We start from the raw sequence: 25,221 nt of genomic DNA on the forward strand, positions 1-25,221 counted from the left end.
GTTTGTTATTTCAACTCCCATTTCTATTTAATCTTATTCTACAAAACAATTTTTTATTGTGCAATTTATATTTTTCAGATAACTAAAATATTTCTGCAATAGTGATCATTTTTCTGCGTTTGCTTCAACATTCTCGTCTTGTTGAATGTTTTCTACTGACGCTACGACTTCTTCAAGTGTATCTTCTTTTGCTTCTTCAGAAGATTGTTCTGTAGCCTTCACTTTTTCACCAAACACTGATCGCTCTAGTAATTCTGCAACATCAAATGTTCCAATTGAATCTTCCACTTCTTTTGCCTTTGTGCCATCCTCTAGCATTGTTAAGCAGTAAGGACATCCAGAGGAAATAACAGATGCATTTGTTGCAAGAGCCTGCTCCGTACGCGCCACGTTAATGCGGTTACCGACATGCTCTTCCATCCACATTAAGCCTCCACCAGCACCACAGCACATAGCTGATTCGCGGTTTCGTTCCATCTCTACAAGCTTCACGCCTGGAATACCTCGTAAGATTTCACGCGGAGCATCATAGACATCGTTATAACGTCCTAAGTAACAAGAATCATGGAAAACAATTGTTTCATGCACCTCATAATTTAGCGCTAGACGATTTTCTTCAATCAACTGATTTAATAATTCGGTATGGTGATAAACTTCACCTTTCCAGCCAAAATCTTGATATTCGTTTTTAAAGATGTTGTAAGCATGAGGGTCAATTGTTACGATTTTTTTCACATCGTTTTTAACAAACTCATCAATATTTGCTGTAGCTAGCTCCTGGAATAAAAATTCATTGCCTAAACGTCGAGGTGTATCCCCAGAGTTTTTCTCTTTATTACCTAAAATTGCAAACTTCACACCAGCTTCGTTTAATAAGCGGCAGAACGCCAAAGCAATTTTTTGAGAACGGTTATCGAATGCCCCCATCGAGCCAACCCAGAATAAGTACTCCATTTCCTCACCAGATTTTTTCAGCTCTTTTACTGTTGGAATATGGATTGTTGGATCAAGGTCACGCCAGTTTTCTTTCTCTTTACGGTTTAAGCCCCAAGGGTTTCCTTGTCGCTCGATATTTGTCATAGCACGTTGCGCATCTGGGTTTACTTTCCCTTCCGTCATTGTTAAATAACGACGTAGGTCAATGATTTTATCAACATGCTCATTCATTACTGGACATTGATCCTCACAGTTACGACAAGTCGTACAAGCCCAAATTTCTTCTTCAGTAATGACATCGCCAATTAAAGATGGACTGTAAATATCTTCAATCACAGCACCTTCAGCACCAGCAGCCATTGCAAGTTGATTACCCTTTGTATTGGCAAAGAATTGATATGGTACCCAAGGCTTTTGCTTCGTTACAACAGCACCAGTAAATGTTAGATGATCGCGTAGTTTTACGATTAAATCCATTGGAGATAGCATTTTTCCTGTTCCTGTTGCTGGACACATATTTGTACAGCGCCCACATTCTACACAAGAATACAAATCTAGCATTTGCTTTTGCGTGAAGTCCTGTATGCGCCCAACCCCAATTGAAGGCATATCCTCTTCACTTTCAGCGTTTTCACCAGCTTCTTCTAAAGCCTCAAAATCGATTGGTGTTAATGTACCTGTGCGATCTAAACGATTCATGTAAACGTTAAGCGGACTTACAATTAAATGGAAATGCTTAGATTGTGGAACGTACACAAGGAATGTTAGTAAAATTAAAAGGTGTGCCCACCACATGACATAAAATACTCCAGCAGCTACTGATGTAGGTAAGAAACCAAAAATAGCAGCGATGCTAGAAGCAACTGGCTCTGTATACGTTAATCCTTCACCATGCCAAATTAACCCCATACCATTGGCAAGTAATGTTGATACCATTAATCCCCCAATGAAAATTAATACAAGACCGTTTTTCCATCCTCTCTTTAGACGCACTAGCTTTTCCACATAGCGTCGGTAGAATGCCCACACTACTGCGATTAAAATCATTAAAACCACAAGCTCTTGGAAGAATGTAAAGACACCATAGAATATGCCTAATGGCAGATGTGATCCTGGTGCTAACCCCTTCCAGATTAAATCAATAGCACCTAGCTGTACCATTAAAAACCCATAGAAAAACATAACGTGAATTAATCCACTTTTTGGATCCTTTAATAGCTTATTTTGACCAAATACATTGACCATAATATAGCGAAGTCGTTCCTTAACACTTTCATCAAACTCAACCTTTTTCCCCAATTGCACATATTTATAGCGTGTTTTTAACAGATAGAAGAACAATCCTACTGCATAAAGCACAACCACGACTGTTAAGACAATGTTAGCAATTAATAATGGACTCATGGTTGGTCCCCCCTTTAGTTTGTCGTCATTTTCTCTCTTTGTGGAAAATTTGCTAGTTCATACGGAAATGTACGTCACTTTATCATTATATTCCTATTCTAATAAATGAGTGAGCATTCAGTCAACATAAAACGGAAATATTTCTGATAATTTTATATTCTTACATTTTACAAGAAAAAAAGCCACCCTGAATTTTTTTCAAAGTAGCATTTTTTACTTTCCTAATCAATTACAACTAGAGATTCACTGATACAACATTAAATTACATTTTATTTTTTAAAGACATTGCCGCTACGAATATATTCTACATCTGCTACATTTAATCGAGCATTCACAACACGTGCAGCAGCAAATAAGTAATCTGATAATCGATTTAAATATTTTTGAACAACCTTTGGCACATCCTCAACTTCCTTCATAAGCGTTACCATTTCACGCTCTGCTCGACGTGCAACTGTACGAGCAATGTGTAAAGTAGCAGCTGCTGGTGCACCTCCTGGTAATATAAAGCGTTGTAACGGTGGTGCTTCATCGGATAATGCATCAATACGTGCTTCAAGCACCTCAATTGGTTGTTCTGTTAATTTATAGTGGCGCTCTTTCATCACATTGGCTAAATCCCCACCTGCATCGAATAGTTCATGCTGAATTGTTTCTAGGTCTGTCAAAATATCCTTGAAAAGCGCTTGATCTAATTCACTAACAGCCTTACCAATAAAGGAGTTTAATTCATCAATCGCCCCATATGTTTCAACACGCAAACTATCTTTATCAACGCGACCTCCAATAAGACTTGTTTTCCCTGTATCACCTGTTTTCGTGTAAAGCTTCATTTCTCTCATCTCCTAAAATGAATTTTTATAATTTCTGATTGCCTGAACCGTTGTCTCATAAACACCTTTAGCAATCATTTTACCAACCTCTGTAATTGGACCACCATACAGCATTTCTTCTCCTTTTTGCGTCGCTGCAATTAAAAGACTGTCTGTAGCAGTTCCTGTAGCAATGGTACCACTACGCTCGTCACGTATATTTTCTGAATGTAAAGCTTTCGTTTTTGCCTCAGTAGCGGTCATCATTGCCTGAAAAAATGCTTCCTCCGATAAACAGCCATTGATAATGACCCATGTATTAATAGTACCAATATATGGATCATCCTGTCTTTCATGTACACGTGACACATCAACCGCATTCCCTACACCAGCTGTTACAGCTACTATCATACTGCCAAAAGGAGCAGAAAATTCATTCATTGCTACTAGAGATGTTGGTACTGCTGTTAACATAACAACCGTATTTGTAGGCGAAAATTTACCCTTACGCAAAAACTCGTTGACTTCTCTCTTCACATCACTAATGACATAATCACTAGGTACAGAGCGATTTAATAAGCAGTTATGCCAGCCGATACCAGGATTATGAACAGCAGAGGATACTGTTTTTAAAGGAATCTCTGTCTTGAGTTGAATATAATGTTCTGTTATGGTGAAATGTTCCTTTTTGATGACAGCCCGCTCCTGAAAATCGGTAGCTGAGGGCATCATTGTAATTTGTGGTTTTGGTAATTCAGGATGGGCATAGGTAGTCACTCGAGCTTGATAAACTTCTTCGATTTGGGAAGCAACTAATACTTCATGTGGTGCACCAAGTGCTCTCATTTGTCCGCCTTCCATAAGCAATAATTCATCACAATAAAGAGAGGCTAAATTCATATCGTGTAGGACCATCACTACCGTTAAACCACACTCCACAGCTTCCTGCCGAACCAAATCTAAAATTTGACGTTGGTGTGCAATATCAAGATGATTCGTTGGTTCATCCAGCAGTAAAATTTCAGCTGTTTGAGCTAATGCTTGTGCAACAAAAACTCTTTGCTGTTCACCGCCAGATAAAAATTCCATGGCAGTATGCTCATAACGCTTCACGCCTGTTTGTAGCATAGCATGTTGTACAGCCTGTTCGTCCTGTTCAGACCAACTCGAGAAAAAACCTGTTTGATGCGGGTAGCGCCCAAGTGAAACGGCCTCTCTCACACTGTTTGAAAAAGCATTTGCATGAAGCTGAGGTAGTACAGCCATCTTTTTCGCCAAAGCACGAGCATTATAGGAAAGGATATTTTTCCCATCTATAGTAATTGTTCCATCAATAGCTGGTAGTATACCACTCATTACCTTTAATAATGTGGATTTCCCACTACCATTCGGTCCTAGAATACCTAGAATTTTCCCCTTCTCAACAGTGAAGCTTATATCCTTGACGATTGCTACGTCTTCATAGCCACCTGATAGATGTTCGACCACAATCATGCCCGTACCCCCTTGCTTCTTCGTTGCTTATAAAATATATAGGAGAAAACAGGTGCTCCGATAAATGCTGTAATCACACCAATTGGTAGCTCTCTGGGCAAGATAATTGTTCGTGCTACTAAATCGCAAATAATCAGTAATGTGGCGCCATTTAAAAATGATAATGGCAATAAATGGCGATGATCAGAACCCCAAATCATTCTTGTCATATGCGGCACAACTAAGCCTACAAAACCAATTGTCCCAGAAACCGCTACAGCCGCTCCCGTTAACATGGACCCACCTGCTAAAATCAAATGCTTACTCCGCTTTACATTAACCCCAAGATGTTTCGCTCTCTCTTCACCATATAATAAAACATTTAGCTCTCTTCTTTGTGTCCATAGCATAAGTGAGCCAATCAAAACAAACGGGATAATCATTTGGACATATGGCCATCCACGCATTGATACAGATCCAAGTAACCAACCAACGACTTGGCGTAGCTCTTCACCAGATAAAGCAATCATTAAAGAAATGAGTGAACCTAAAAATGAACTAAAAATAACACCTGTTAATATCAATGTCTCCATTTTTAATGAACGGTCTACCATTCTAGCAAAACTCATCACAACTACCATCGTGATAATAGCGCCAATCATACTAAAAATGGGTAATGCATATAAACCTACAATAGGAATAGATAGGCTAAAAAAGATCGTCATTACAGCACCAACCGAAGCACCAGATGAAACACCTAGTGTATATGGATCTGCTAATGGATTTTTTAGCAAACCTTGAAAGGCAGCTCCTGCAATAGCTAGAGAAGCCCCTACTAGTCCCGCTAACAATACACGTGGCAAGCGGATTTTCCAAAAGATATTGGCGGCTGTTTCATCAACCGCCTGATTCCACAATACTTCAAATGGAATATGCACTGAGCCTATTGCTACGCCACACCAGATGCTAATAAGAAGAAGCGTGCCTGTTACTAAATAGGCTACTGCTATTTTTTTCACTTAAATACCTCTGGATAGATCGCTTTTGCTAATTCTTCAAGACCTTCTCCTAAACGAGGACCTTGACGACTTGTTGTGTTTTCATCTACTTGTACAATTGCTTTATTTTTCACAGCATTAATTGTATCGAAGCCAGCACGCTGTGGTATTTTAGTTAAAATATCTGGTACATAGTGATATGTCACCACGATGACATCTGGATTTTTAGCGATAATTTGTTCTGCATCAATTTTATACCAATCATCAGCATCTGCCGCTACATTTTCTGCATGGATCATTTCAAGCATCGCGTTCATAAACGTACCATTCCCAGCTGTATAGATATCTGGCTCATCAGATGCTTCTACTAGCACTTTCTTTGGTTCAACATCTTTTACTTTGGCCAGCACTTCTTCTACCTTTGCCTTCATGTTGGCAATAACTTCTTCAGCCTCTAGCAATTTCCCTGTAGCTCGACCAAGCTGCTCAATCGTCGTGTATGTCTCATTAAAATCTTGTGCATTATTGACGACAAATACTTTTACACCCGCTGACTCAAGCTGTTCAATCGCTGCTTCTGAAAGAGACATGCTAGATTCATGTGAAAAAACGATATCTGGGTTGAGGGCAATAATTTTTTCAATATTGTATTCCATACCACCAACCTTTTCCTTTTCAGCTACCTCTGGTGGATAATCATCGTTGTCTGTAACCCCTACTATTTCATCTTTTAAACCAAGGCTAAATAATATTTCAGTATTACTTGGAATAAGTGAAACAATTTTCTCTGGAGGAGCTTCTAGTGTTATAACCTTGCCAATGGCATCTGTTATGGTCATTGGGAAAGTTGCTTCGTCCACCTGTGATGTCTCTTGCTGTGTTTGCGGTTCATTAGACGACTTGTCGTTTTTCTCCTCTTGGCCACAGGCAGCTAGCAACCCTAGTGTTAAAAATGCTGATAATCCTATCTTCCAAAATTTCTTCATGTGAATCCTCCTTCGTTGATCTGTGCTTTATTTGGGCAGAAATTCTCCTACACAAATAAGACCCCTCATCTACGAATGATGAAGGGTTAACATTGCACCAAAGAACTGATACAAAATCCACCACCCTATCCTCGTAGGCTGTTATGTCTATACTATAAAGGCAGGTCTCCTGGCTTATGCTTATTACGTCTTTTCAAGCCTTCCCGAATATCATCAGTGGCATCTTTTGAAAAAACTCACATTTACAGTGGCGGGACCGCATCGGAATTACACCGTTTTCCCTTTTCACTTTACTTAAGTAAAGAACCTTTATACTATTCAGTTGATTTTATTATACATGAAAACGAAAAAAAGTCGCCCCCATTCAAGACGACTTCTAGCTTCTATACAATATCAGAAAAATATTGTACGGTTTTCATCTGATCTCCAATTTGTCGCAATGACCATGCCTGTTCTAAATAAACGTCCGCAAGCTTTTCATACTTTCCACCAAATTTTTGCGCCCATTCAACTGCTACGACACTTTCATATAACAGCGCCATTTTCTTTGCAACATCTTTTGCTTCAAATGTTTTCGTGGCATCATCTAAAGCACTAAAAATTTGTAAGATCCCAGCTAGTTTCACCAATTGCTCTCTCACAATTTGCACCAAAGCGCTATCTTTTAATTTTTCTAACCGTTCTTCCATCTCACTGACAAATAGCTCATGTACCTGATACTTATCCACTAACCGAATAAGCTCTAACGCCAGAATATTAGCCGTGCCCTCCCATACCGTCAACACTTGAGCATCTCTCAGTAAGCGCGGTGTCACAAAGTCCTCAATATAACCATTGCCACCATGTAATTCAATTGCTTCACTAGCATAATGAACCGCTTGCTCTGCCGTTTCCTTTTTCATAATGGCAATATATAAACGATTCATAATAACATCTTGTTGTGTTCCATGCCCATTCGTTACTTTATCGTATAATTGAATAAGATCAAAAACGGTCGCTACTTCTACATGTAGCTTAGCTGCAAATTTCCCTAATGTATCTTGAATCATTGGGTATTGTGTTAAAGGCTTGCCAAATGCATATCGATTTGTCACATAATGCTTCGCCTCTAAGAAACCTCGACGCATAATCCCAATCGATGCTACGGCATTGCAAATTCTTGAGAGATTCAGTGCCTCCAGCATATAATAAATCCCCTTACTTTGTTCACCTACAACATAAGCAAGTGCACCATCAAATTCAACCTCACCAGATGGAACTGCCCGAACACCCAACTTATCTTTTAGTCGTCGAATACGTAGATGATTTGCCGTTCCGTCTTCTTTACGCCAAGGAACAGCAAATAAGGTTAATCCTTTAGAGCCTGCTTGTGCACCTTCTAGACGTGCCAACACCATTGCTACCCCACACATACCGGCATTGGAAGCGAAGTATTTTTCACCATAGAGGCGGAATTCATTGCCTTCCCTTCTCGCTTCCACAACATTCGCCCCTACATCTGAGCCCCCTTGACGTTCAGTTAAAAATGTTGCTCCTTCATATAACTCTGTATCACCTGTTGCACAAACATGTGGTAAGAAACGCTGTTTAACTTCGTCATCAGCATAATGATCTAATAGATAGGCAGTAGCCATTGTTAATGTCACAGGACAATAAAAACCTGGCTCTGCATGGGACAGCAAATAGCCTTGCGCAAAGCTATAGACATAATTTCCTTTGCGCCCTAGCTGCGGAATATCCTTGTGCACGTAGCCAACAATGCCTGTATTATATGTCTCCTCAATTGTTTTTTTGTAGCCATCATTGACCCAAACCTCTGATATCTCTTCACCATAAGCATCATACCTTTGAAGGCGAGGCTCCCCCTGTCGATCTGTATGTTTCGCTCTTGCATCAATATCACCTGCACATAGCTCCCCGAAATCCGCTAGCTCTTGCTTTGCGTAGGATAAAAACTCTTGATCTAACATCATTTCTATCACTTTTTGGAGCGTCTCATCATCTGTAAAAAAATTCGTCGGCCGCGTTTTCTCCTGTTGTAAAACTTTCATACTATCTCACCTCTTGTCCCTTCAAGGATTGTTTTAAAATTTTGCCTGAAGCATTTCGTGGTAGCGCTTTCACTTTTTCAAAAATGCGTGGAATTTTATACTTCGCAAGATGGTCCTCTAAATATTCTTTTAAAGCATTTTCATCAATTTCTTGATTAGCAGAATAAACCGCCTTCACCGTTTCTCCCCATTGTGGATGTGGCACACCAATAACTGCCACTTCAAATATGCCCTCATAACCTAATAGGCAATCTTCTATTTCTTTCGGATAAATATTGACACCACCCGAAATAATCACATCTTTTTTCCGATCAACAATCCAAATAAAGCCGTCCTCATCCATTCGAGCTAAGTCCCCTGTTTTCAACCAACCATTTATAAAGGCCGCATTAGTCGCTACCTCATCCTTGTAGTAGCCAAGCATATTCCCCTCACCTAGTAATACAATTTCCCCTACTTCACCAACACTTACATCTTCTCCATTATCATTGACAATTTTTAATTCTGTACCAAGTGGGGCCCGCTGACCAATACTACCTGCCTTTGTTTCATGTTCCTTCCCAAACAATAATGAGCCACTTGGTCCCGCCTCCGTTAAGCCATACACACAAGTTAAATTACTTGTTCGAAATGCTTGTTGAATGAAACGAACCTCTTGTTGGGATAAGGGTGCACCACCATAGACCCACCACTTCATTGAAGACAAATCAGCTGATTTCAATCTTGGCATCTGCGCTGTTAATAGATAAGCAACAGGTGCACCAAAGAAATGCGTTGTTTTTTCCTGTTCAATTGAATCAATAAATAGATCAGGAGTAAAAGTTGGTGTTAACACATTTGTCGAACCTACTAATACGCCTGCCATTAAAAATAAATGCAATGGTGCCGAGTGTGTTAATGGCATCATGAGCAAAATCCGACTCTCAGGCTTAACTTCCATTTCAACCGCTATCATTTGTGCCACTGTTAATATATTACGATAGCTAAATAACACACCCTTTGGTTTACCTGTTGTACCTGAAGTATACAAAATAGTCGAAGCGTCATCTTCATGAAGCTGACAATCTATCAGTTGTGTACTAGCATCTTGTATCATCGTTTCATAATGAAGCCAGCCTGCTTTTTCTGAGCCTGTTTTAATTTTTATTGGGACAATAGCTAGATGCTCGACTGCAGTAAAAATGGCCTCATGAACGACAATGGCTTTCGCTTCGGCATGCTGCGCCACATATTCGACCTCCTGCAATGTAAATTTCGCATTAACTGGAACAACAATAGCTCCGATACGCTGAATGGCAAAATAACTCACAACAAACTCTAAAGTGTTCGGCATAAAGATTAAAATCTTATCACCCTGCTTTACTCCTTGCTCCAGCAAGGCATGACTAAATCGCGTCACTTGCTCATCTAAATCAAGGTAATTCACTCTTCTGCCATGACAAATAACGGCTTCTTTTTTTGGATACTTACGGGCATTACGTGCTAACAAATTGGAACTATTCATCGTGCATCTCTCCCTTTAAAGTCGCTAATTTTTCATTAAACATGCTATGCATTTGTTGTAACTCCTGCTTCATTTGTGTAAGCTCGGCTATTTTGTGATCTATCTCTTGAATTTTTTGTTCTCCGTATTCAACTGTTCGCTCCAATTGCTGAATACCCGAACGATCAAAATCAAACAGTAAAACCATTTCCTTAATTTCTTCTAACGAAAAGCCGTAACGCTTTCCTCTGAATATAAGCTTGAGCTTCGCCAATTCTTTCCTTGAAAAGGTTCGTTGATTGGTAGATGAACGATGGGGACAAAGAAGGCCAAGTTCCTCATAATAACGAATAGTACGTGTTGACACATTAAACTGCTTTGCTACCTCCTGAATTGTTATCAAAGCCATCCCCCCTCTCCTAATTGGCAACAGTATACCATTGACGTTAACGTAAAGTTCAACAAAATTTTCGAAATTTCCAGAAAAATTAAGAGTGAAGCAGATAATCTAGTGTTCTCTTCATTCATTTGTAGGTTTATCAGGCATTTTCAGTGCTCTATCCACCACTTTTGGAGCTTTATCCATCATTTTCATTGCTCTATCCGTCACTTTTAGAAATCTATCGCTCACTTTTCGCTTTTTATCCATCAAAAAAGCCCCTAACACATTTCATGTTAGGAGCTTAAAAAGGATTACATTTTTTCTGGTGCAGATACGCCGATTAAACGCAGTGCGTTGGCAATTGTTGTGCGTACAGCTGTAATTAATGCTAAACGAGCCTCTGTTAATTCTTTGTTTGAAGCATCTAATACTTTTTCTGCATTATAGAAACTATGGAATGCAGCTGCTGTTTCTTGAATATAGTTTGCGATACGGTGAGGTGTACGGTGTTTCGCTGCTTCAGCAACCACTCTCGGGAAATCGCCGATTTTTTTCAGTAAATCAATTTCTTTTTCTGCTGTTAACAGATTCAAATGGTCTGTTGTGGCAGCAAAACCTTGCTCATTTGCTGAACGTAAAATAGACGAAATACGTGCATGTGCATATTGTGCATAGTACACTGGGTTTTCATTAGATTGTGATACAGCAAGATCAAGATCAAAGTCCATATGAGAATCGCCAGCTGTTTTCACGAAGAAGTAACGAACTGCGTCAAGGCCTACCTCTTCAACAAGCTCACGCATCGTTACTGCGTTCCCTGTACGTTTAGACATCTTGAATTTTTCTCCGTTTTTATAAAGCTGAACCATTTGAATCACTTCAACTTCTAATGTATCGCGATCATAGCCAAGTGCTTGAATCGCTGCTTTCATACGTGGAATATACCCGTGGTGGTCAGCTCCCCAAATATTGATTAACTTATCGAAGCCACGAACAATTTTATCCTCATGGTAAGCAATATCTGGCGTTAAATATGTGAAAGACCCATCATTTTTAATTAACACACGGTCTTTATCATCCCCAAATGTTGTAGAGCGGAACCAAGTGGCACCATCCTCTTCAAACACATGGCCATTTGCTTTTAATTTATCTAAAGCTACTTCAATTTTACCGTTTTCATATAGAGATGTTTCTGAATACCAAACATCAAAGTTCACGCGGAAGTTTGCTAAGTCTGTTTTTAATTTATCTAATTCCAACGCCAAACCGTGCTGGCGGAAGAATGCAAAACGCTCTTCATCTGATTTTGCAAGAATAGCATCCCCATGCTCTTTCACAAGCTTGCCAGCGATATCAATAATATCTTGGCCATGGTAGCCGTCCTCTGGCATTTCAGCATCTAGTCCTAACGCTTGCTTATAGCGTGCTTCTAATGAATAAGCAAGGTTATTAATTTGATTTCCTGCATCATTAATATAGTACTCACGTGAGACATTGTAACCAGCCATATCTAATACATTACACAATGAATCTCCGACAGATGCTCCACGCGCATGTCCTAAATGAAGATCCCCTGTAGGGTTCGCAGAAACGAACTCCACTTGAATTTTTTCACCTGCGCCAGCATTTGAACGACCATAGTCAGCGCCTTGCTCAAGGACCTGTGTAACTACCCCTGTTAGGAAATCTTTACGCACGGTAATATTCATGAAACCAGGACCAGCAATGTCGATTTTTTCGATATCTGTTCCAGCTGTATCAAGGTTTTCTAAAATAGCTTCTGCAATGGCACGTGGTGGCTTTTTAGCAAGCTTCGTTAATTGCATCGCAATGTTAGTTGCATAGTCACCATTTGCTTTATCCTTTGGTGTTTCCAGGTGAATCGTTAATTCTGTGCCAGCCTCCACTAAGCCAGCTTTTTCAACAGCTTGAGCTAGTGCTGCTTTTATAGCCTGTTGTACTTGTTCTACTGCGTTCATCATTGTACCTCCGTAAATGTAATATCTAATGTATAGTTGCCAACGGATTGCCCACCCATTAGTAAATCGTACTGTACATGGAAATCTCCGCCTACTGCCTGCTTCGTAAATGTCATTTTCTTCGTATCTATAACGAGTGGCATGGAACCGAACTCACTCTCATAATGTCCCATTTGTTGTTCAATTATGTTAAGTGGTAACCGCATATTGACCGCTCCAGCACGCATAATGAGTGCCTTCTCTTGACCTAATTTCATCGTTGTGCGGATGGTTTTATCCTCCTGCACCTCTTCATATTTCAAATACAAGCTTCCTGCTTTTTCAAGTAGCTGCCCTTTAAGCCACATTTCATAACTTTCGGACTCTCCATCGCTTGGATGAATTGTAGAAATGAGCTTAATGTTCACTTGCGATCTTACATCGTTCGCCATAACGGACGCTCCCTTTTTAGTCTTTTACTATAACCTTTTTATTATAGGATGAATACGGATGTTTTTTCAAGGTAGAAGTCAACTAGAACACATCTGCTGTGTTTATATGGAAAAATTAAAAATCCTCCCTTTATTAAGAGAGGACTTTATCATTCTATCTATACCTTTTTTTTATAATCAATTGTTGAATCATTAATAATAAAGCACTAACAGTCCAGTATATTGGAATAATCGCAGGGTTGAACAAACTAAAAATAAGGATCATGATTGGATTAACGAACACCATAACCTTCATATTTAATGGCTGGCTTTTTTCTAAAGAAATGCAGCTTTGAATTAAATAGATCAAACAAGCAATCATCGAAATGCCAATATCTATCGTACCTAAATTCATCCAAAGGAAATTTTCACTTGCGATAACTGAATCTAGTTTAATCGCATAATACAGTGAAAATAATATAGGTAATTGAATAATGATTGGCAAACAACCTAATAACGAACTTTTTAAAGAACCTGCTGTTAACTCCTGAATTTGATGTTGAACCTTTATTTTTTCAGATTCGTTATTACTATTCTTAAACTTAGCAGTTAGCGCATCTAATTCAGGCTTAATTGACGTCATTAATTCTTTTGAACGCTTTTGGTGTTGAGCCGATCGAATAAATAACGGCATAAGCATTAATCTTACCGCTATCGTAATACCAATAACACTAATCGCATAGCTTCCTGTGAAAGAATGGATGAAATGTATGAGGTAAATGATAGGTTGTGCTAAAAATGTTAACAATGCTATTCCTCCTAGTTTAAACTTTAAATGAAACTAGGAGAGACACTTTCTTCCTCATTATCTTCTGACGTTCTAATACAAAGAACAAACCACGTTAACATAGGTGGAGTCCAAGTATTCGTGATATTATAGTCAACTTCAAACTCTTCGTCCTTCACTTCTTGAATGGTTATTTTATTAACTAAATACAAATGCAAATGAACACTTAGTACAGTTAAAAGTAAAGAAGCTAATAGCCAAAAGTATTCCATTGTACTGACAAAGATGAATAAATCATTGATGAGAAGTGACCAAATCATCATACTCCTCCTTCCCTATTTTTATTACGTTAGCTAGGAATAAACATGATTTCAGGTACGGATACTATCCATTGAAATCATGTCCTTAGATTATTTCTTTTTACTCTATTTTTCTTATACGAAAGTAATTGAAATAAGTTTCAATTTTATTGTCTTAAATATAAAAATGGGGCTAGCCTTAGCTAACCCCAACAAATCGCTATTTTACTTATTTTACCCAGCCTAAAATCATTTCACGTAATAATTTAGAGGCTGTGTTTGCTGTCATTTCTGATGAGTCGTAGATTGGTGCTACTTCTACAAGGTCAAAGCCTACAACATTTACACCACTTGCTGCAATAGCATGGATAGAGGCTAGTAATTCTTTGGATGTAATACCACCACAATCAACCGTCCCAGTACCTGGTGCATGGGCTGGATCTAAAACATCAATATCGATTGTTACATAAACATTGCGTCCAGCTAATGTTGGTAGCACTTCTTTTAATGGTTCAAGCACTTCAAATTTTGAAATGTGCATGCCGTTTTCCTTCGCCCATTCAAATTCTTCTTTCATGCCTGAACGAATGCCAAATGAATAGACATTCTTTGGTCCGATATGTTCTGCAATTTTACGGATTGGTGTTGAGTGAGAAAGTGGCTCTCCTTCATATTCCACACGTAAATCCGTATGTGCATCAAAGTGAATAATCGCAAGGTCATCGTATTTAGCAGAAACAGCCTTCATGACAGGCCAAGACACTAAATGTTCCCCTCCCATACCAACTGGAACTTTGCCATCCGCTAATAATTTTTCAATGAACTTTTCAATTTCATCTAATGAACGCTGTGCATTCCCGAAAGGTAGTGGAATATCACCTGCATCGAAGTACTTAACTTCTTCAAGCTCACGATCTAAATATGGGCTGTACTCTTCAAGACCAATTGATACCTCACGAATACGTTGTGGACCGAAGCGTGATCCTGGACGATAACTTACTGTCCAATCCATTGGCATCCCATAAATAACTGCTTGTGCATCCTCATAAGTAGGGTGACTTTTTATAAAAACATTTCCTGAATAAGCTTCATCAAATCTCATTGCTAGCCCTCCGAATCATTAAAATATGTTTTTGTTCATCGCTATTCTTCAATTTCCTCTATTATGGCTTACAGGATTGTAATGAAACCTGTATCCTTTCATCCTCGTATACATTATTGGAACGTCTAGCAAATTTCGATTAAAATCTACAAGGTGTGACGTTTATGTCGAATGCTTGCGTTTCAAGTAGTACAAAAAAAGTATAGATGTTTTTGAATAAAGTGCAATAGTTTTTAGTTAGAATTTCGATTAAAGATGATTGTTCGAACACATACTAAAGCTAAATTCGAAGTTGTGAGAAAACGAGGTGAAGTCGGATGAAACGAAAAAGCTATCATCGAAAGCAAAAGCGTTTAAAGCGCACCCGTAAAACCCTTACTCTTTTTGTCGCCTTTGCATCTGCAATTGTCGTAGCATTTGTCGCTCTCCGCATCTATGTTCAAGTGGCTGGTGCACCGCCTTTAACCGTACCGAAAGCCTCCATCTTCTTAGATGAAAATGAGAACCAAATTGGGGACCACTTTACAAATCAACGACGTTATTGGGTTGGTCTCGATGAGATGTCACCTTATTTAAAAGAAGCAGTAGTTGCTGTTGAGGATAAAGATTTTTATAAACATGGCGGTTTTGATTATTCACGTATTGCTGGTGCCATTTTAGTGGATATTAAAGCTGGTGGAAAGGTCCAAGGAGCTAGTACAATTACGCAGCAATATGCACGTAACCTTTATCTTTCCCATGAAAAATCTTGGACACGTAAGTTAAATGAAGCCCTTTATGCTTATAGATTAGAAGTTTTTTATGATAAGGACGAAATACTAGAGGGTTATTTAAATACTGTCTACTATGGTCACGGCATGTATGGTGTGGAAGCTGCGAGTCGGTTTTACTTCGGGAAATCTGCCAGCGATTTAACCCTTGCAGAAGCAGCCATGTTAACGGGTGTTCCAAAGGGACCAAGTATCTATTCGCCGATTGCCAATTTAGAAAAGGCTACAAATCGCCAACATGTTATTTTAAAGCTTATGGCTGATCAAGGGGCTATTTCACAAGAGGAAAAAACACGTGCTGAAAATGAACAGCTTGTCTTAAAAAATGATAGTTGGGTTGCAACAAAATCTGTCGCTCCTTATTTCCTTGATGTTGCTTGGCAAGAGGCCAGTGAAATTTTAAAAACGAAAAATCTCGATATTAGTGAAGGTGGCTGGACGATTCAAACGACGCTTAACCTGGAGCATCAAAAAGCAGCTGAAGAAGCAGTTGCAAAAAATATGCCTGCGAATGATCTCCAAACAGCATTCGTTAGTATGGAATCGAAAACAGGTGCTGTTACTGCATTAGTTGGAGGCCGTGATTATTCAGTGAGCTCATTTAACCGTGTAACGCAAGCTAAACGTCAACCAGGTTCTACTATAAAGCCGATATTGTATGCGGCCGCACTAGAAAATGGCTACACACCACTTACTTTTTTAGATGTCGGTGAAACGACCTTTACTTATGATAATGGTCGTGGAACGTATGCACCTAAAAACGTCAATGGTCAGTTTGCAGATCATGATATGACAATGGCGCAAGCAATTGCTATTTCAGATAATATATACGCGGTTAAAACATTAGAGGACATCGGCTTCAAGGAATTTCATGATATGGCAAACCGTTTTAGCGTAGGGATTGGTGCGAAAGATAATTTATCAATCGCACTTGGTACAATTGAAACGACGCTATATGAAATGACAAATGCTTATAATATTTTAGCGTCGCAGGGACAGCAAACCATTCCAACAACAATTGTGTCCATAAAAAATGCAAATGGCGATGTTATTTATGAAAACAAAGATGTTACAAGCAAGGCTGAGAAGGCTATTTCAAAAGAAAATGCATTCATTTTAACTGAAATGATGACAGGTATTTTCGACCCTGTGTTCAGTGATTATTCACCTGCTACAGGAATTAGTATCCGTTCACGAATGACACACACTTATGCTGCCAAATCAGGCTCTACTAATAGTGACCAATGGCTAATTGGTTTCACACCAAGCCTAACTGCTGGTGTATGGAATGGCTACGACCAGGGTAAAAACCTTACAACAAAGGAAGACACGGCTGCCACAAAACAGATTTGGATCGACTTTATGGAAACTGTCAACAAAGGAACGAAAAATGAAGATTTCAAAAAACCTAAAGGTGTAGAAGGCGTTGTCATTGATATCGAAACAGGGAAATTAGCGACTGATGCTTGTCCTAAACAGCGTCTTGTCTATGTTGAATCTAAAGATGTACCAACTGAAAAATGTACAAACTTTGATATTCTGGACAGTAATACTTGGGGAGAGTTTTGGAATATGCTTCCTTTCTCACTTTTTAAAGGCGATGAAAAAAATAAGCAATAATTCGGAAACCTTTTTGAGCATTACACGTTCTATGTTATGAAGGCTCTCGACAAAGTAACGAATAGACAAAAAAATAAGAAAAGCTTTCTCTTCCCCGGAAACATGTCCGTGGGAACAGAAAGCTTTTCTTTTTATGGTTCGCGAAGTATGAGCATCATGGGGCATTTGGCTTGGGTTTGGGTTGTTCAAATGCCGCATAGCGCTCATCACATTCGCGATACCAAGTGTCCTAGCTTACTAAAATGTAAGCTCTGCATCAAGTGTACTTTGTTTCAAACCCACTTTCAACCTAATATCGAAAGCGATTGCAAAATGTCACAGATTGTTCAATCATTGTTGGACTATTCAACAAATAAGTCTTGACGCAATTGCTCCTCACTACGTTTCCATAATTCAGGATTAAGTTGCTTTAGGAAAGTAGCCAATACTTTTTTAGACGGTGCATCCATATGCTCTACAATAATTTGACGCTTCATGGATTTATCCATTTTGTTTACATGGTCAGCTAAAATTTTATAACCACGACGCTTTTCGCGATTAACGACCATTTCACAAGCCGTTACACCTGCATAGTATGGCCCATCCTCTTTATGATCGATAGTCACCCATACTAGCCAATACGGTTTTCCACCCTCTGAATCAGCGCGATCTACCGTAAATTTAATACCTCGTTCTACATCACTACGTGCATGCATCGCACCAATTTCAACAGAAGCCGTTCCCTCTTCTACATCAATTATCACGGGCGATACATTCTCTAGTGAAAGTGAACCAATTCCAAACCCTTTATGTCCATCTGTTGGATCATTTTTTATAATGGTAAAACCCATTTTTTGTTTTGGTTTTTCTTCATTTGCCATACTTAAATATCCTCCATTCTGCTATTATAAAGGAAAGCATATCGACGCATTATTTTGTCATACTATACGCTATTTTCAACATTGCGCGTATGCCTCAACGCAAGTAAGAAGTTTATACTTTCTTATAAACTAACTATACAACATTATTCTATAAAGGAGGCAATATTATGCCATACGTAACAGTGAAAATGCTTGAAGGTCGTACAGAGGAACAAAAACGTGCTCTTGTCAAAGAAGTAACAGAGGCCGTTTCTCGCACGGTAAATGCACCTGCAGAAAATGTAACAGTTTTTATCGAAGAAATGTCTAAAAACCATTACGGCGTTGCAGGCGTACGTTTTAGTGATAAATAAGAAAAACTGGGTAGAGCAAGTAACACTCTACCCTTTTTTATAGAGATTTTGTTATTTCAATGTCAGGACGTGATAGATTGAAGCACTACAAACGAATCTTACTTATTTTAATACTGATTATTGGTCTATTACTTATTTTTATTCAGCCCATTCAAAATGCAATTATTGACCGTTTAAGTGATCAATTAAATACAGCCGATTATAGTGCAACGGATATTGAAAAAAACAATCAAGCACATGCAGATTTTGAGTTTGACAATGTACAATCACTTTCTATTGCAGAGGTGCTCCAAGCGCAAATAAAGGCTAGCAATATGCCTGTAATAGGCAGTATTATCGTGCCAAATGTACAGATGCAGCTTCCTATTTTAAAGGGCGTTGGCAACGCTGTCCTTGCCGCTGGGGCTGGTACACTGAAGCCTGATCAGCAGCTTGGACAAGGAAACTATGCGTTAGCAGGTCATTATTTCGAGAATAAGGATATTCTATTTAGCCCACTCTATCAAGCACAAGTTGGCGACATCATTTATGTAACAGATATGACAGATGTGTATGAATATAAATTGGCAACCAAAAAAGTGATTGCTGCAACAGATATTTATATTATTGACGACCTTCCTGACCAAACATTACTAACATTGATTACTTGTGCAGAGAAAGGAACGAAGCGACTAGCTATACAGGCAGACTTTGTGCAAAGCTATCCTATAGAAGATGCACAGGATATCCTTCAGCCCTAATAAAAGCGCCTTCCAAATTGGAGGCGCTTTTTATTATTAATTTTAATTATGCCTTTGTTTGGCGGCGACGCATTAACAATAACGCACCAATAACAAGAATCAAGCCAACAAATATAAACGGTGTTTGATCTGCTCCATCTGTTTGTGGTAATTTACCTTTTGAATTTAGCAATGATTCTAAACGCTCTGCATCTGCTTTAATTTTATTAATATCAATAGCTTGAGCTACTTTAGACTGATCTTCTTTTGATAGCTTATTATAATTGTTAAGGAAGTCTTGATAAGCCTTTAATGTTTGCTTTGTTGCATTTGATGGATCAAAGCCTGGTAATTGCTGACCTTGATTAATCACATCCTGTACAGTTACATCCCCCTTATCAGAAGGAGATGGATTGTCTGGTCCTGGTGTTGGATTTGATGGCTTACTTGGATCTGGTTTATTTGGATCTACCGGGTTATTTGGATCTGGTTTATACGGATCTACCGGGTTACTTGGATCTGGTTTATTCGGATCTACCGGGTTATTTGGATTTGGTTTATTCGGATCTACCGGGTTATTTGGATCTGGTTTATTCGGATCTACCGGGTTATTTGGATCTGGTTTATTCGGATCTACCGGGTTATTTGGACCTGGGTTTCCTGGTTCAACTGGATCTGGAGGTGTAACTGGTCGTGATGGCTGAATTGTAGCCTCACATGTATTACCTACTGTAATTGTACCAATAATTGTTTCACCATTCTCTTTTACAATATACTTGCCTGGCTTGATAATTGAATTGCTAATAACAATTTGGCCTTGGCTTTCTGTTGTAAATTCTGTTGAACCATTTTCCTCTACAGCAATCCCATCTTCACCTGTAATTGTAACTTTTACACCTGCACGTGGCTGCCCATATGCATTGTTAATTGTTAATGTGAAATCTGGACATGCTGGCGCAATTTGTAACTCTGTTTGACAAGATTGTTTATAGGATACTTCAATTTCACCTAAGTAAACTTTGTTATCAAACACATCATACACACCTGCTGGCACATCTTGTGAAACAAATGTAATGCGTCCATCTACATCTATACTTGTTGGAATGATGTTACCTGATTTGCCCTTAATGACTACGCTTTGACTAGCTGGCACTAATACATCGTTATCATCTTTTAGCTCTACAGTAAACTGCGGACACGCTGGTGCTGGTTGGATTGTATGGGCACAGTTTGTATCAACTGCAAACTCATCAATCTTTTTACCATTTTCATACACTTCATACTCAGCTGGCGGAAGACCTGTAGGTGGAAGGTTATCAAATACTACTTCTCCATCTACATCCGTTTTACCAGTGAATGCTTTATTAGAATTTTGTTTGTCAACAATCTCTATAGCTACATTTTCCCGCGGCTTACCATCCACATCATTAATTGTTAATGTAAATGTTTCACACGCTCTAGCTATTGTTAATTCAACCTCACAGCCAGTTGTATAATCAATTGTTACTGTGCCTAAATATTGTTTACCTTCATATACTTTATACGTACCTGCTGATGTTGTAGATGGTAATATAAATTTGCCATCACTATCTGTTGTTTCTGTAGCGAGTATAGTATTGTTCGGATCTTTTACAGTTACTGTTACATTTGGACGTGGACTGTTATTTTCATCGTTAATTGTAATTGTTACTGATGGACAAGCTTTTGCTTGCTGTACCTCAGCCTTACAATCATCCCCATACTTCACAGTAATCTCTGCATTTTCTAAAACAATACTATCTGCTCCGTTCTTTACTTCTACAGTATATAATCCCGCCTGTACAGCTTTTTCTGAACCACCTGTGTCAGGTCGTTTCACTGTGAATTGCCCATTTGCATCCGTTGAGCCTTGAGCTATTTCTATGCCGTTGCTATTCAATAATTTGATGTCTTTACCTGAGCTAATTGGATTACCATTTGCATCGTTCACTGTAATTGTAAATTTAGGACACGCATTTGGATCAGTAACACTTTCGATATTTTCAACAACATATGGTTCTCCACCAACTAAAATATCGAATTGTGCGTTCATCGTGACTTCAAATGGCTGAATCTCTTCATAGCCTGTTGGTGTCACTTCTCTTAAAGTATATTTACCATAGCGTACTTGCTCGAATGCTACCCTACCATTAGCATCCGTTACACCTTCAGCAAGCTTAACTGTATTATTTTTATTCCATAACTCAAATGTTACGCCTTCAAATACTTCTCGCACTCCTGATAAAGGATTTACTTTAAACTTGTTCAGTTGAATAGTACCTCTAGTAGCTGAAGCAGTTGAATCCGATGAACTATACTTAAAGAGTTTTGAATCTCCATCCTGGTCAGTTGTGCCTGCTGCTGAAGCTCCTGCATAGCCAATAGAAGCCACGTTACTTATAGTTTCTCCAGTGTTGCCATCGCCCATAAAGAAAGTTGAATACGTAACAATATAACCTTTATCGTTTAGCTCTCCTAAGTCAAGGCTAAAGCTGCCATCTGGATTTATAACAATCTCATTTTCATTGATAGTAATAGTATTTCCAGTTACTAAATCACCTTTTTCATTCAACTTAATTTCTTGCTTTTTAAATGAATTTGTTAATACTTTTTGATTAGCAGAAGGTTTATCTGTTAATACAATATTTCCAAGCTTAGAGTTAGAAGCATTAACTGTTACTGTCCATTCGATAATATCTGCTGCTGGACGAGGAGCTGCTGATTTTGTAATTAATTCATTTGCATGATTACTAATTGTCGCTATTGCATTATATGTGTAATTACCATTATGTGGCGTATCCAACACTGCACTATTTGTATATTGACTTGCATTGCCACTACTTTGTCCATAAATATCATCAGCATCTTTTGTTGTATACTCTACTAAATATGCTTCATTGTTTTCACTTGCATCTAGTCCTGAAAATGTAATAACAAAGCCTGTTACTTTACCATCCATTACTGTTTCGGAAACAGTCCATTTAGATGAATCCAACTGTGGCTGACCAGTTGTTGTACCTTCTTCTGTTGTTAAATTCAATCTTGTAATTGTGATTTGCTCTTTTAATGTTTCACCATTTGGAACAGGGATATAGTGACCTGCACCTAATGTATCCGTTAATGTAGCTCTATCAATATCTTGTTTATTAATATTAATACCTACACGCCAAGCAAATTCCTGTGTATTGTTATTTACCTTTACCTTCTTATAACCATTATTATTTGTTGGAGAATCTTGGTTAGGTGAATAGTCTGCTGTTCTACTAGCTTGATTACCAGTACTTTCTACACCATCCCAAGTAACTTCTGCTAGATTACGATACATAGTTGCTACATTACCATTTGGCTTAATATCAAACTTTGTTTTGTAGTTAATAGTAATTGTACTTCCTGCTGGAATCGTATTCGAAAATGTTACTTTAAAGCCTTCATTACCTGCTGCTGGAGCATTGCCGCTTTTATCTGTAATAGCATAATCTAAAGAGCCTGCGCCTGTCACATTATAAAATGTTGAGTCGCTCCATTGCGTCAATGTATGCTTTAATGTGTCTCCGGGTTTATTTGTCGTTGTAAAGTCGTCTTCAATAACAAGGTTATCCAAGTTTTTCTCAGCCTTAATTGTTAAAGTCCAATCAATTGTTTTCGTTTCATAGTCAATTTTGCCACGTGATTTATTAAAGATTTCTGGTGTAAGATCAACAGTGGCTATTTCTGATCCACCATCTCCTCTTGTGACAGTATTTGTAACCGTACCTTGATTGGCATCTGTTACAAACTCATCTTCTAACTCTGTATTATAAACAATTTTAAATGCTGATGTTACTTCACCGTTTGGTCCTGTAGTGTTTGATGGACTGTCAAAATCTATTTTAAAATCATAATCATCTTCTGTTAAAGTATAATCTTTACCTTTTGTTAGAAGTGTAGCAGATTGTTCAGTTTGACCATCATTTGATAGCGTCACACGATATACTTTAAAGCTTGTGTAGTCAATTTTATGTTTTCCTGTAGTATCAGAAGAAGTTGTTAATGTATCTGTTAATATAGCTTGAGCTGCAGGAATTTTTTGACCAAGCCAATTGTACTTAATTGTCCATTCTGACCTATATTTATCACCAGTTCTTGCTTTATCTAAGCTAGGACCATACTGCACAGTTTGAGTGCCATCCGCTGTCGTTGTTGGAATATTAGTTCCTATCAATGTAGCTGTATTCTTATACGTCATGCTTGAATCTGTTGGATCAGCTGTTACGACAGTATTGTATGTTACTTTGTATGCATAATTCCCATCTGTTAAATTAATAGGAAATGCAGTTTCTAATATCGTCTCAGGTGTACCGGGACTATTTGGATTAAAACCATTTAAGCCTACTTTATAGCGCTCAACTGTAATATCTCCTGTTAATGCATGTTTAATATCTGGTACATCATTTAAACTTGCCCCATTCAGTTTTTCTCCACCTGTATTTACCCAAACTGTCCATGGAATTGTCACTTTACCATTTGCATCACGTTTAATTGCAGCGGCACTTTTTTTCAGTAAATCTCCGTTACCTAACGGTGCAAATTCAAATGGTAAGTTAACTGTTGTTCCACCTTCAATTGGAATAATTAGTGTTTGCTCAAGCTCCTCTTCATCAGCAAAATTACCAAATTTAGCTACGAAGTCAAAAGTAATATTCCCAGCTTGCGCCTCTTCAATATCACTATCTAGGAAAACTGTTACCGTCTTTGTTGCACTGTCATATGTTGAATGATAGCTCGCATATTCTGTTGTTCTTGCAACATTGAAAGAGCCTGATGTGAATTCTTCAATCATATTGGCCGGGAGTTGGAATGTAAATGTAGAGCCTACTCCATAGTTCTTTGTTGGATCTACTGCAAAGCTATAATTTAAAGTTACCTGATCACCTTTTCTCGGCTTTGGTCCTGAATAGTTTGCTAAATCAGTAGCATCTCGAATTGGTGTACCATTTAGTATTAAATTCTTAAACGACATGCTAATATCAGCTTGCATAGATTCAGGTGTAAATGCAAGTGGCATCGGTGTATCAGCTTGCATAGGCTCCTCAAGCTGCTCTTCCTCTGGAGTTACTGCCTCATCTGTTTCATCCGTTTCAGTATCTGTATCCTCTCCAGTCTCAGTAGCACCTTCTTCGTCTGGTACAACTGGTTCAGAATCATTCCCCACTTCTTCGTTACTTGGTTGTGATGGTTCTGTTGACTCTGCTCCATTATCAGTACTAGCATCTCCTTCTGGTACTGCTGGTGTTTCTGTTGGTTGTTCTACCGGTTCAGCTTCATTAGTCAGTTCTGACTCTTCACTAGTACCGCTACCTGTATTCGTATTTTCTATTGGCCGTATGTCATTACCCTCATCTGCAAACACTGAAATCGGCGAAAGTACTGTTTGGAATACGAGTAGCAATAAAATTATTGCTATGTTTAGTTTTTTTAAGTTTTTCATGCTTCTCTCCTTTTCTAAGTCCAGAGAGATACCTGTGTGTTTGCTGACGACGTAGGCATTCTTTTAATATTCATTGCTACAAACAATAGGTCGATCCCTCTTTTCTTCATTTTGATTGTCGTCAAAGTTGATTACCTTGCAAAAAAGCACATTAAATAGGCAATAACGATTATCCAAGAATATAATATAAATAATTATGTCATCGCCCATTACTTTAGATTCACATAATCGACATTCTTCACCACCCCTAGGATTATAGAATTATATTGTATTAGTGATAACTGAACAAATTCTAAACAATTAAGGCTTATT

General features: G+C 38.4%; 19 protein-coding genes and 1 riboswitch. Of the genes, 3 read left to right on the forward strand and 16 right to left on the reverse strand.

All coding sequences use genetic code 11. The features are described 5' to 3' along the window. Positions 1 to 105 precede the first annotated feature (105 nt). From SJW71_RS21535 to speB, 14 genes are all read right to left on the reverse strand, one after another. Positions 106 to 2,340: a heterodisulfide reductase-related iron-sulfur binding cluster gene (locus SJW71_RS21535; protein ID WP_313471553.1), complete on the reverse strand. Its 2,235-nt coding sequence runs from the start codon at positions 2,338 to 2,340 to the stop codon at positions 106 to 108. Positions 2,341 to 2,609: 269 nt separating this feature from the next. After that, a complete protein-coding gene (locus SJW71_RS21540; RefSeq protein WP_004231536.1) occupies positions 2,610 to 3,173 on the reverse strand; it encodes a cob(I)yrinic acid a,c-diamide adenosyltransferase in 564 nt (187 codons plus the stop codon). 12 nt (positions 3,174 to 3,185) lie between these two features. Then, positions 3,186 to 4,646, reverse strand: coding sequence for an adenosylcobinamide amidohydrolase (locus SJW71_RS21545; RefSeq protein WP_341385542.1), 1,461 nt, complete (start codon positions 4,644 to 4,646; stop codon positions 3,186 to 3,188). Next, positions 4,643 to 5,644: a FecCD family ABC transporter permease gene (locus SJW71_RS21550; RefSeq protein ID WP_274795518.1), complete on the reverse strand. Its 1,002-nt coding sequence runs from the start codon at positions 5,642 to 5,644 to the stop codon at positions 4,643 to 4,645. Before SJW71_RS21550 ends, SJW71_RS21545 begins: the two co-directional genes overlap by 4 nt. After that, positions 5,641 to 6,609 carry an ABC transporter substrate-binding protein gene (locus SJW71_RS21555; protein ID WP_431811526.1) on the reverse strand — a complete coding sequence of 323 codons (969 nt, stop codon included), beginning with the start codon at positions 6,607 to 6,609 and terminating at the stop codon, positions 5,641 to 5,643. Before SJW71_RS21555 ends, SJW71_RS21550 begins: the two co-directional genes overlap by 4 nt. Positions 6,610 to 6,751: 142 nt before the next feature. Continuing rightward, positions 6,752 to 6,935: riboswitch (cobalamin riboswitch) on the reverse strand. Positions 6,936 to 6,992: 57 nt separating this feature from the next. Continuing rightward, positions 6,993 to 8,660 carry an acyl-CoA dehydrogenase family protein gene (locus SJW71_RS21560; protein ID WP_407132742.1) on the reverse strand — a complete coding sequence of 556 codons (1,668 nt, stop codon included), beginning with the start codon at positions 8,658 to 8,660 and terminating at the stop codon, positions 6,993 to 6,995. A 1-nt stretch (position 8,661) separates the two neighbouring features. Beyond that, positions 8,662 to 10,164: a class I adenylate-forming enzyme family protein gene (locus tag SJW71_RS21565; protein ID WP_313471362.1), complete on the reverse strand. Its 1,503-nt coding sequence runs from the start codon at positions 10,162 to 10,164 to the stop codon at positions 8,662 to 8,664. After that, on the reverse strand, positions 10,157 to 10,546 hold the full coding sequence (locus SJW71_RS21570) for a MerR family transcriptional regulator (protein WP_274795514.1): 390 nt from the start codon (positions 10,544 to 10,546) through the stop codon (positions 10,157 to 10,159). The genes SJW71_RS21565 and SJW71_RS21570 overlap by 8 nt, the downstream gene beginning before the upstream one ends. 117 nt (positions 10,547 to 10,663) lie before the next feature. Further along, entirely contained in the window at positions 10,664 to 10,792 is a 129-nt protein-coding gene (locus SJW71_RS21575) for a hypothetical protein (RefSeq protein WP_322604803.1), read from the reverse strand. 44 nt (positions 10,793 to 10,836) lie between these two features. Then, positions 10,837 to 12,504: an arginine--tRNA ligase gene (gene argS, locus SJW71_RS21580; protein WP_431812226.1), complete on the reverse strand. Its 1,668-nt coding sequence runs from the start codon at positions 12,502 to 12,504 to the stop codon at positions 10,837 to 10,839. Then, positions 12,504 to 12,935 carry a DUF1934 domain-containing protein gene (locus SJW71_RS21585; RefSeq protein ID WP_274795512.1) on the reverse strand — a complete coding sequence of 144 codons (432 nt, stop codon included), beginning with the start codon at positions 12,933 to 12,935 and terminating at the stop codon, positions 12,504 to 12,506. The genes argS and SJW71_RS21585 overlap by 1 nt, the downstream gene beginning before the upstream one ends. 154 nt (positions 12,936 to 13,089) lie before the next feature. Beyond that, positions 13,090 to 13,722: a membrane protein insertase YidC gene (gene yidC / locus SJW71_RS21590; protein ID WP_274795511.1), complete on the reverse strand. Its 633-nt coding sequence runs from the start codon at positions 13,720 to 13,722 to the stop codon at positions 13,090 to 13,092. 23 nt (positions 13,723 to 13,745) lie between these two features. After that, complete coding sequence (locus tag SJW71_RS21595; RefSeq protein WP_274795510.1) at positions 13,746 to 14,024, reverse strand: hypothetical protein; 279 nt, start codon at positions 14,022 to 14,024, stop codon at positions 13,746 to 13,748. Between the two features lie 205 nt (positions 14,025 to 14,229). Next, positions 14,230 to 15,102 carry an agmatinase gene (speB, locus tag SJW71_RS21600; RefSeq protein ID WP_274795509.1) on the reverse strand — a complete coding sequence of 291 codons (873 nt, stop codon included), beginning with the start codon at positions 15,100 to 15,102 and terminating at the stop codon, positions 14,230 to 14,232. Positions 15,103 to 15,419: 317 nt separating this feature from the next. Here speB and SJW71_RS21605 point away from each other — a divergent pair, with 317 nt between their 5' ends. After that, entirely contained in the window at positions 15,420 to 17,492 is a 2,073-nt protein-coding gene (locus tag SJW71_RS21605) for a transglycosylase domain-containing protein (protein ID WP_431811527.1), read from the forward strand. A 341-nt stretch (positions 17,493 to 17,833) separates the two neighbouring features. On the opposite strand, the gene SJW71_RS21610 is transcribed toward SJW71_RS21605, so the two are convergent. Beyond that, a complete protein-coding gene (locus SJW71_RS21610) occupies positions 17,834 to 18,352 on the reverse strand; it encodes a YwhD family protein (RefSeq protein WP_431811528.1) in 519 nt (172 codons plus the stop codon). Between the two features lie 167 nt (positions 18,353 to 18,519). Between SJW71_RS21610 and SJW71_RS21615 the strand changes: the two genes are divergently transcribed. After that, on the forward strand, positions 18,520 to 18,705 hold the full coding sequence (locus SJW71_RS21615) for a 2-hydroxymuconate tautomerase (RefSeq protein ID WP_004231516.1): 186 nt from the start codon (positions 18,520 to 18,522) through the stop codon (positions 18,703 to 18,705). 77 nt (positions 18,706 to 18,782) lie between these two features. Next, on the forward strand, positions 18,783 to 19,445 hold the full coding sequence (locus SJW71_RS21620; RefSeq protein WP_274795506.1) for a class A sortase: 663 nt from the start codon (positions 18,783 to 18,785) through the stop codon (positions 19,443 to 19,445). 46 nt (positions 19,446 to 19,491) lie between these two features. On the opposite strand, the gene SJW71_RS21625 is transcribed toward SJW71_RS21620, so the two are convergent. After that, the gene (locus SJW71_RS21625) at positions 19,492 to 24,909 is read right to left on the reverse strand and encodes a collagen binding domain-containing protein (RefSeq protein WP_431811529.1); all 5,418 of its coding nucleotides are present in this window, start codon (positions 24,907 to 24,909) and stop codon (positions 19,492 to 19,494) included. Positions 24,910 to 25,221: the final 312 nt, after the last annotated feature.

Source organism: Lysinibacillus sp. FW12, assembly GCF_050817245.1.
Taxonomy (GTDB): Bacteria; Bacillota; Bacilli; order Bacillales_A; family Planococcaceae; genus Lysinibacillus; species Lysinibacillus irui.

Coding starts and splice junctions, on each gene's coding strand:
- SJW71_RS21545 (WP_341385542.1), bottom strand. CDS start 4,646: ATGATTGTGGTCGAACATCTATCAGGTGGCTATGAAGACGTAGCAATC.
- SJW71_RS21560 (WP_407132742.1), bottom strand. CDS start 8,660: ATGAAAGTTTTACAACAGGAGAAAACGCGGCCGACGAATTTTTTTACA.
- SJW71_RS21555 (WP_431811526.1), bottom strand. CDS start 6,609: ATGAAGAAATTTTGGAAGATAGGATTATCAGCATTTTTAACACTAGGG.
- SJW71_RS21540 (WP_004231536.1), bottom strand. CDS start 3,173: ATGAAGCTTTACACGAAAACAGGTGATACAGGGAAAACAAGTCTTATT.
- SJW71_RS21605 (WP_431811527.1), top strand. CDS start 15,420: ATGAAACGAAAAAGCTATCATCGAAAGCAAAAGCGTTTAAAGCGCACC.
- speB (WP_274795509.1), bottom strand. CDS start 15,102: ATGAGATTTGATGAAGCTTATTCAGGAAATGTTTTTATAAAAAGTCAC.
- SJW71_RS21565 (WP_313471362.1), bottom strand. CDS start 10,164: ATGAATAGTTCCAATTTGTTAGCACGTAATGCCCGTAAGTATCCAAAA.
- SJW71_RS21610 (WP_431811528.1), bottom strand. CDS start 18,352: ATGGCAAATGAAGAAAAACCAAAACAAAAAATGGGTTTTACCATTATA.
- SJW71_RS21595 (WP_274795510.1), bottom strand. CDS start 14,024: ATGATGATTTGGTCACTTCTCATCAATGATTTATTCATCTTTGTCAGT.
- SJW71_RS21585 (WP_274795512.1), bottom strand. CDS start 12,935: ATGGCGAACGATGTAAGATCGCAAGTGAACATTAAGCTCATTTCTACA.
- SJW71_RS21615 (WP_004231516.1), top strand. CDS start 18,520: ATGCCATACGTAACAGTGAAAATGCTTGAAGGTCGTACAGAGGAACAA.
- argS (WP_431812226.1), bottom strand. CDS start 12,504: ATGAACGCAGTAGAACAAGTACAACAGGCTATAAAAGCAGCACTAGCT.
- SJW71_RS21625 (WP_431811529.1), bottom strand. CDS start 24,909: ATGAAAAACTTAAAAAAACTAAACATAGCAATAATTTTATTGCTACTC.
- SJW71_RS21575 (WP_322604803.1), bottom strand. CDS start 10,792: ATGGATAAAAAGCGAAAAGTGAGCGATAGATTTCTAAAAGTGACGGAT.
- SJW71_RS21535 (WP_313471553.1), bottom strand. CDS start 2,340: ATGAGTCCATTATTAATTGCTAACATTGTCTTAACAGTCGTGGTTGTG.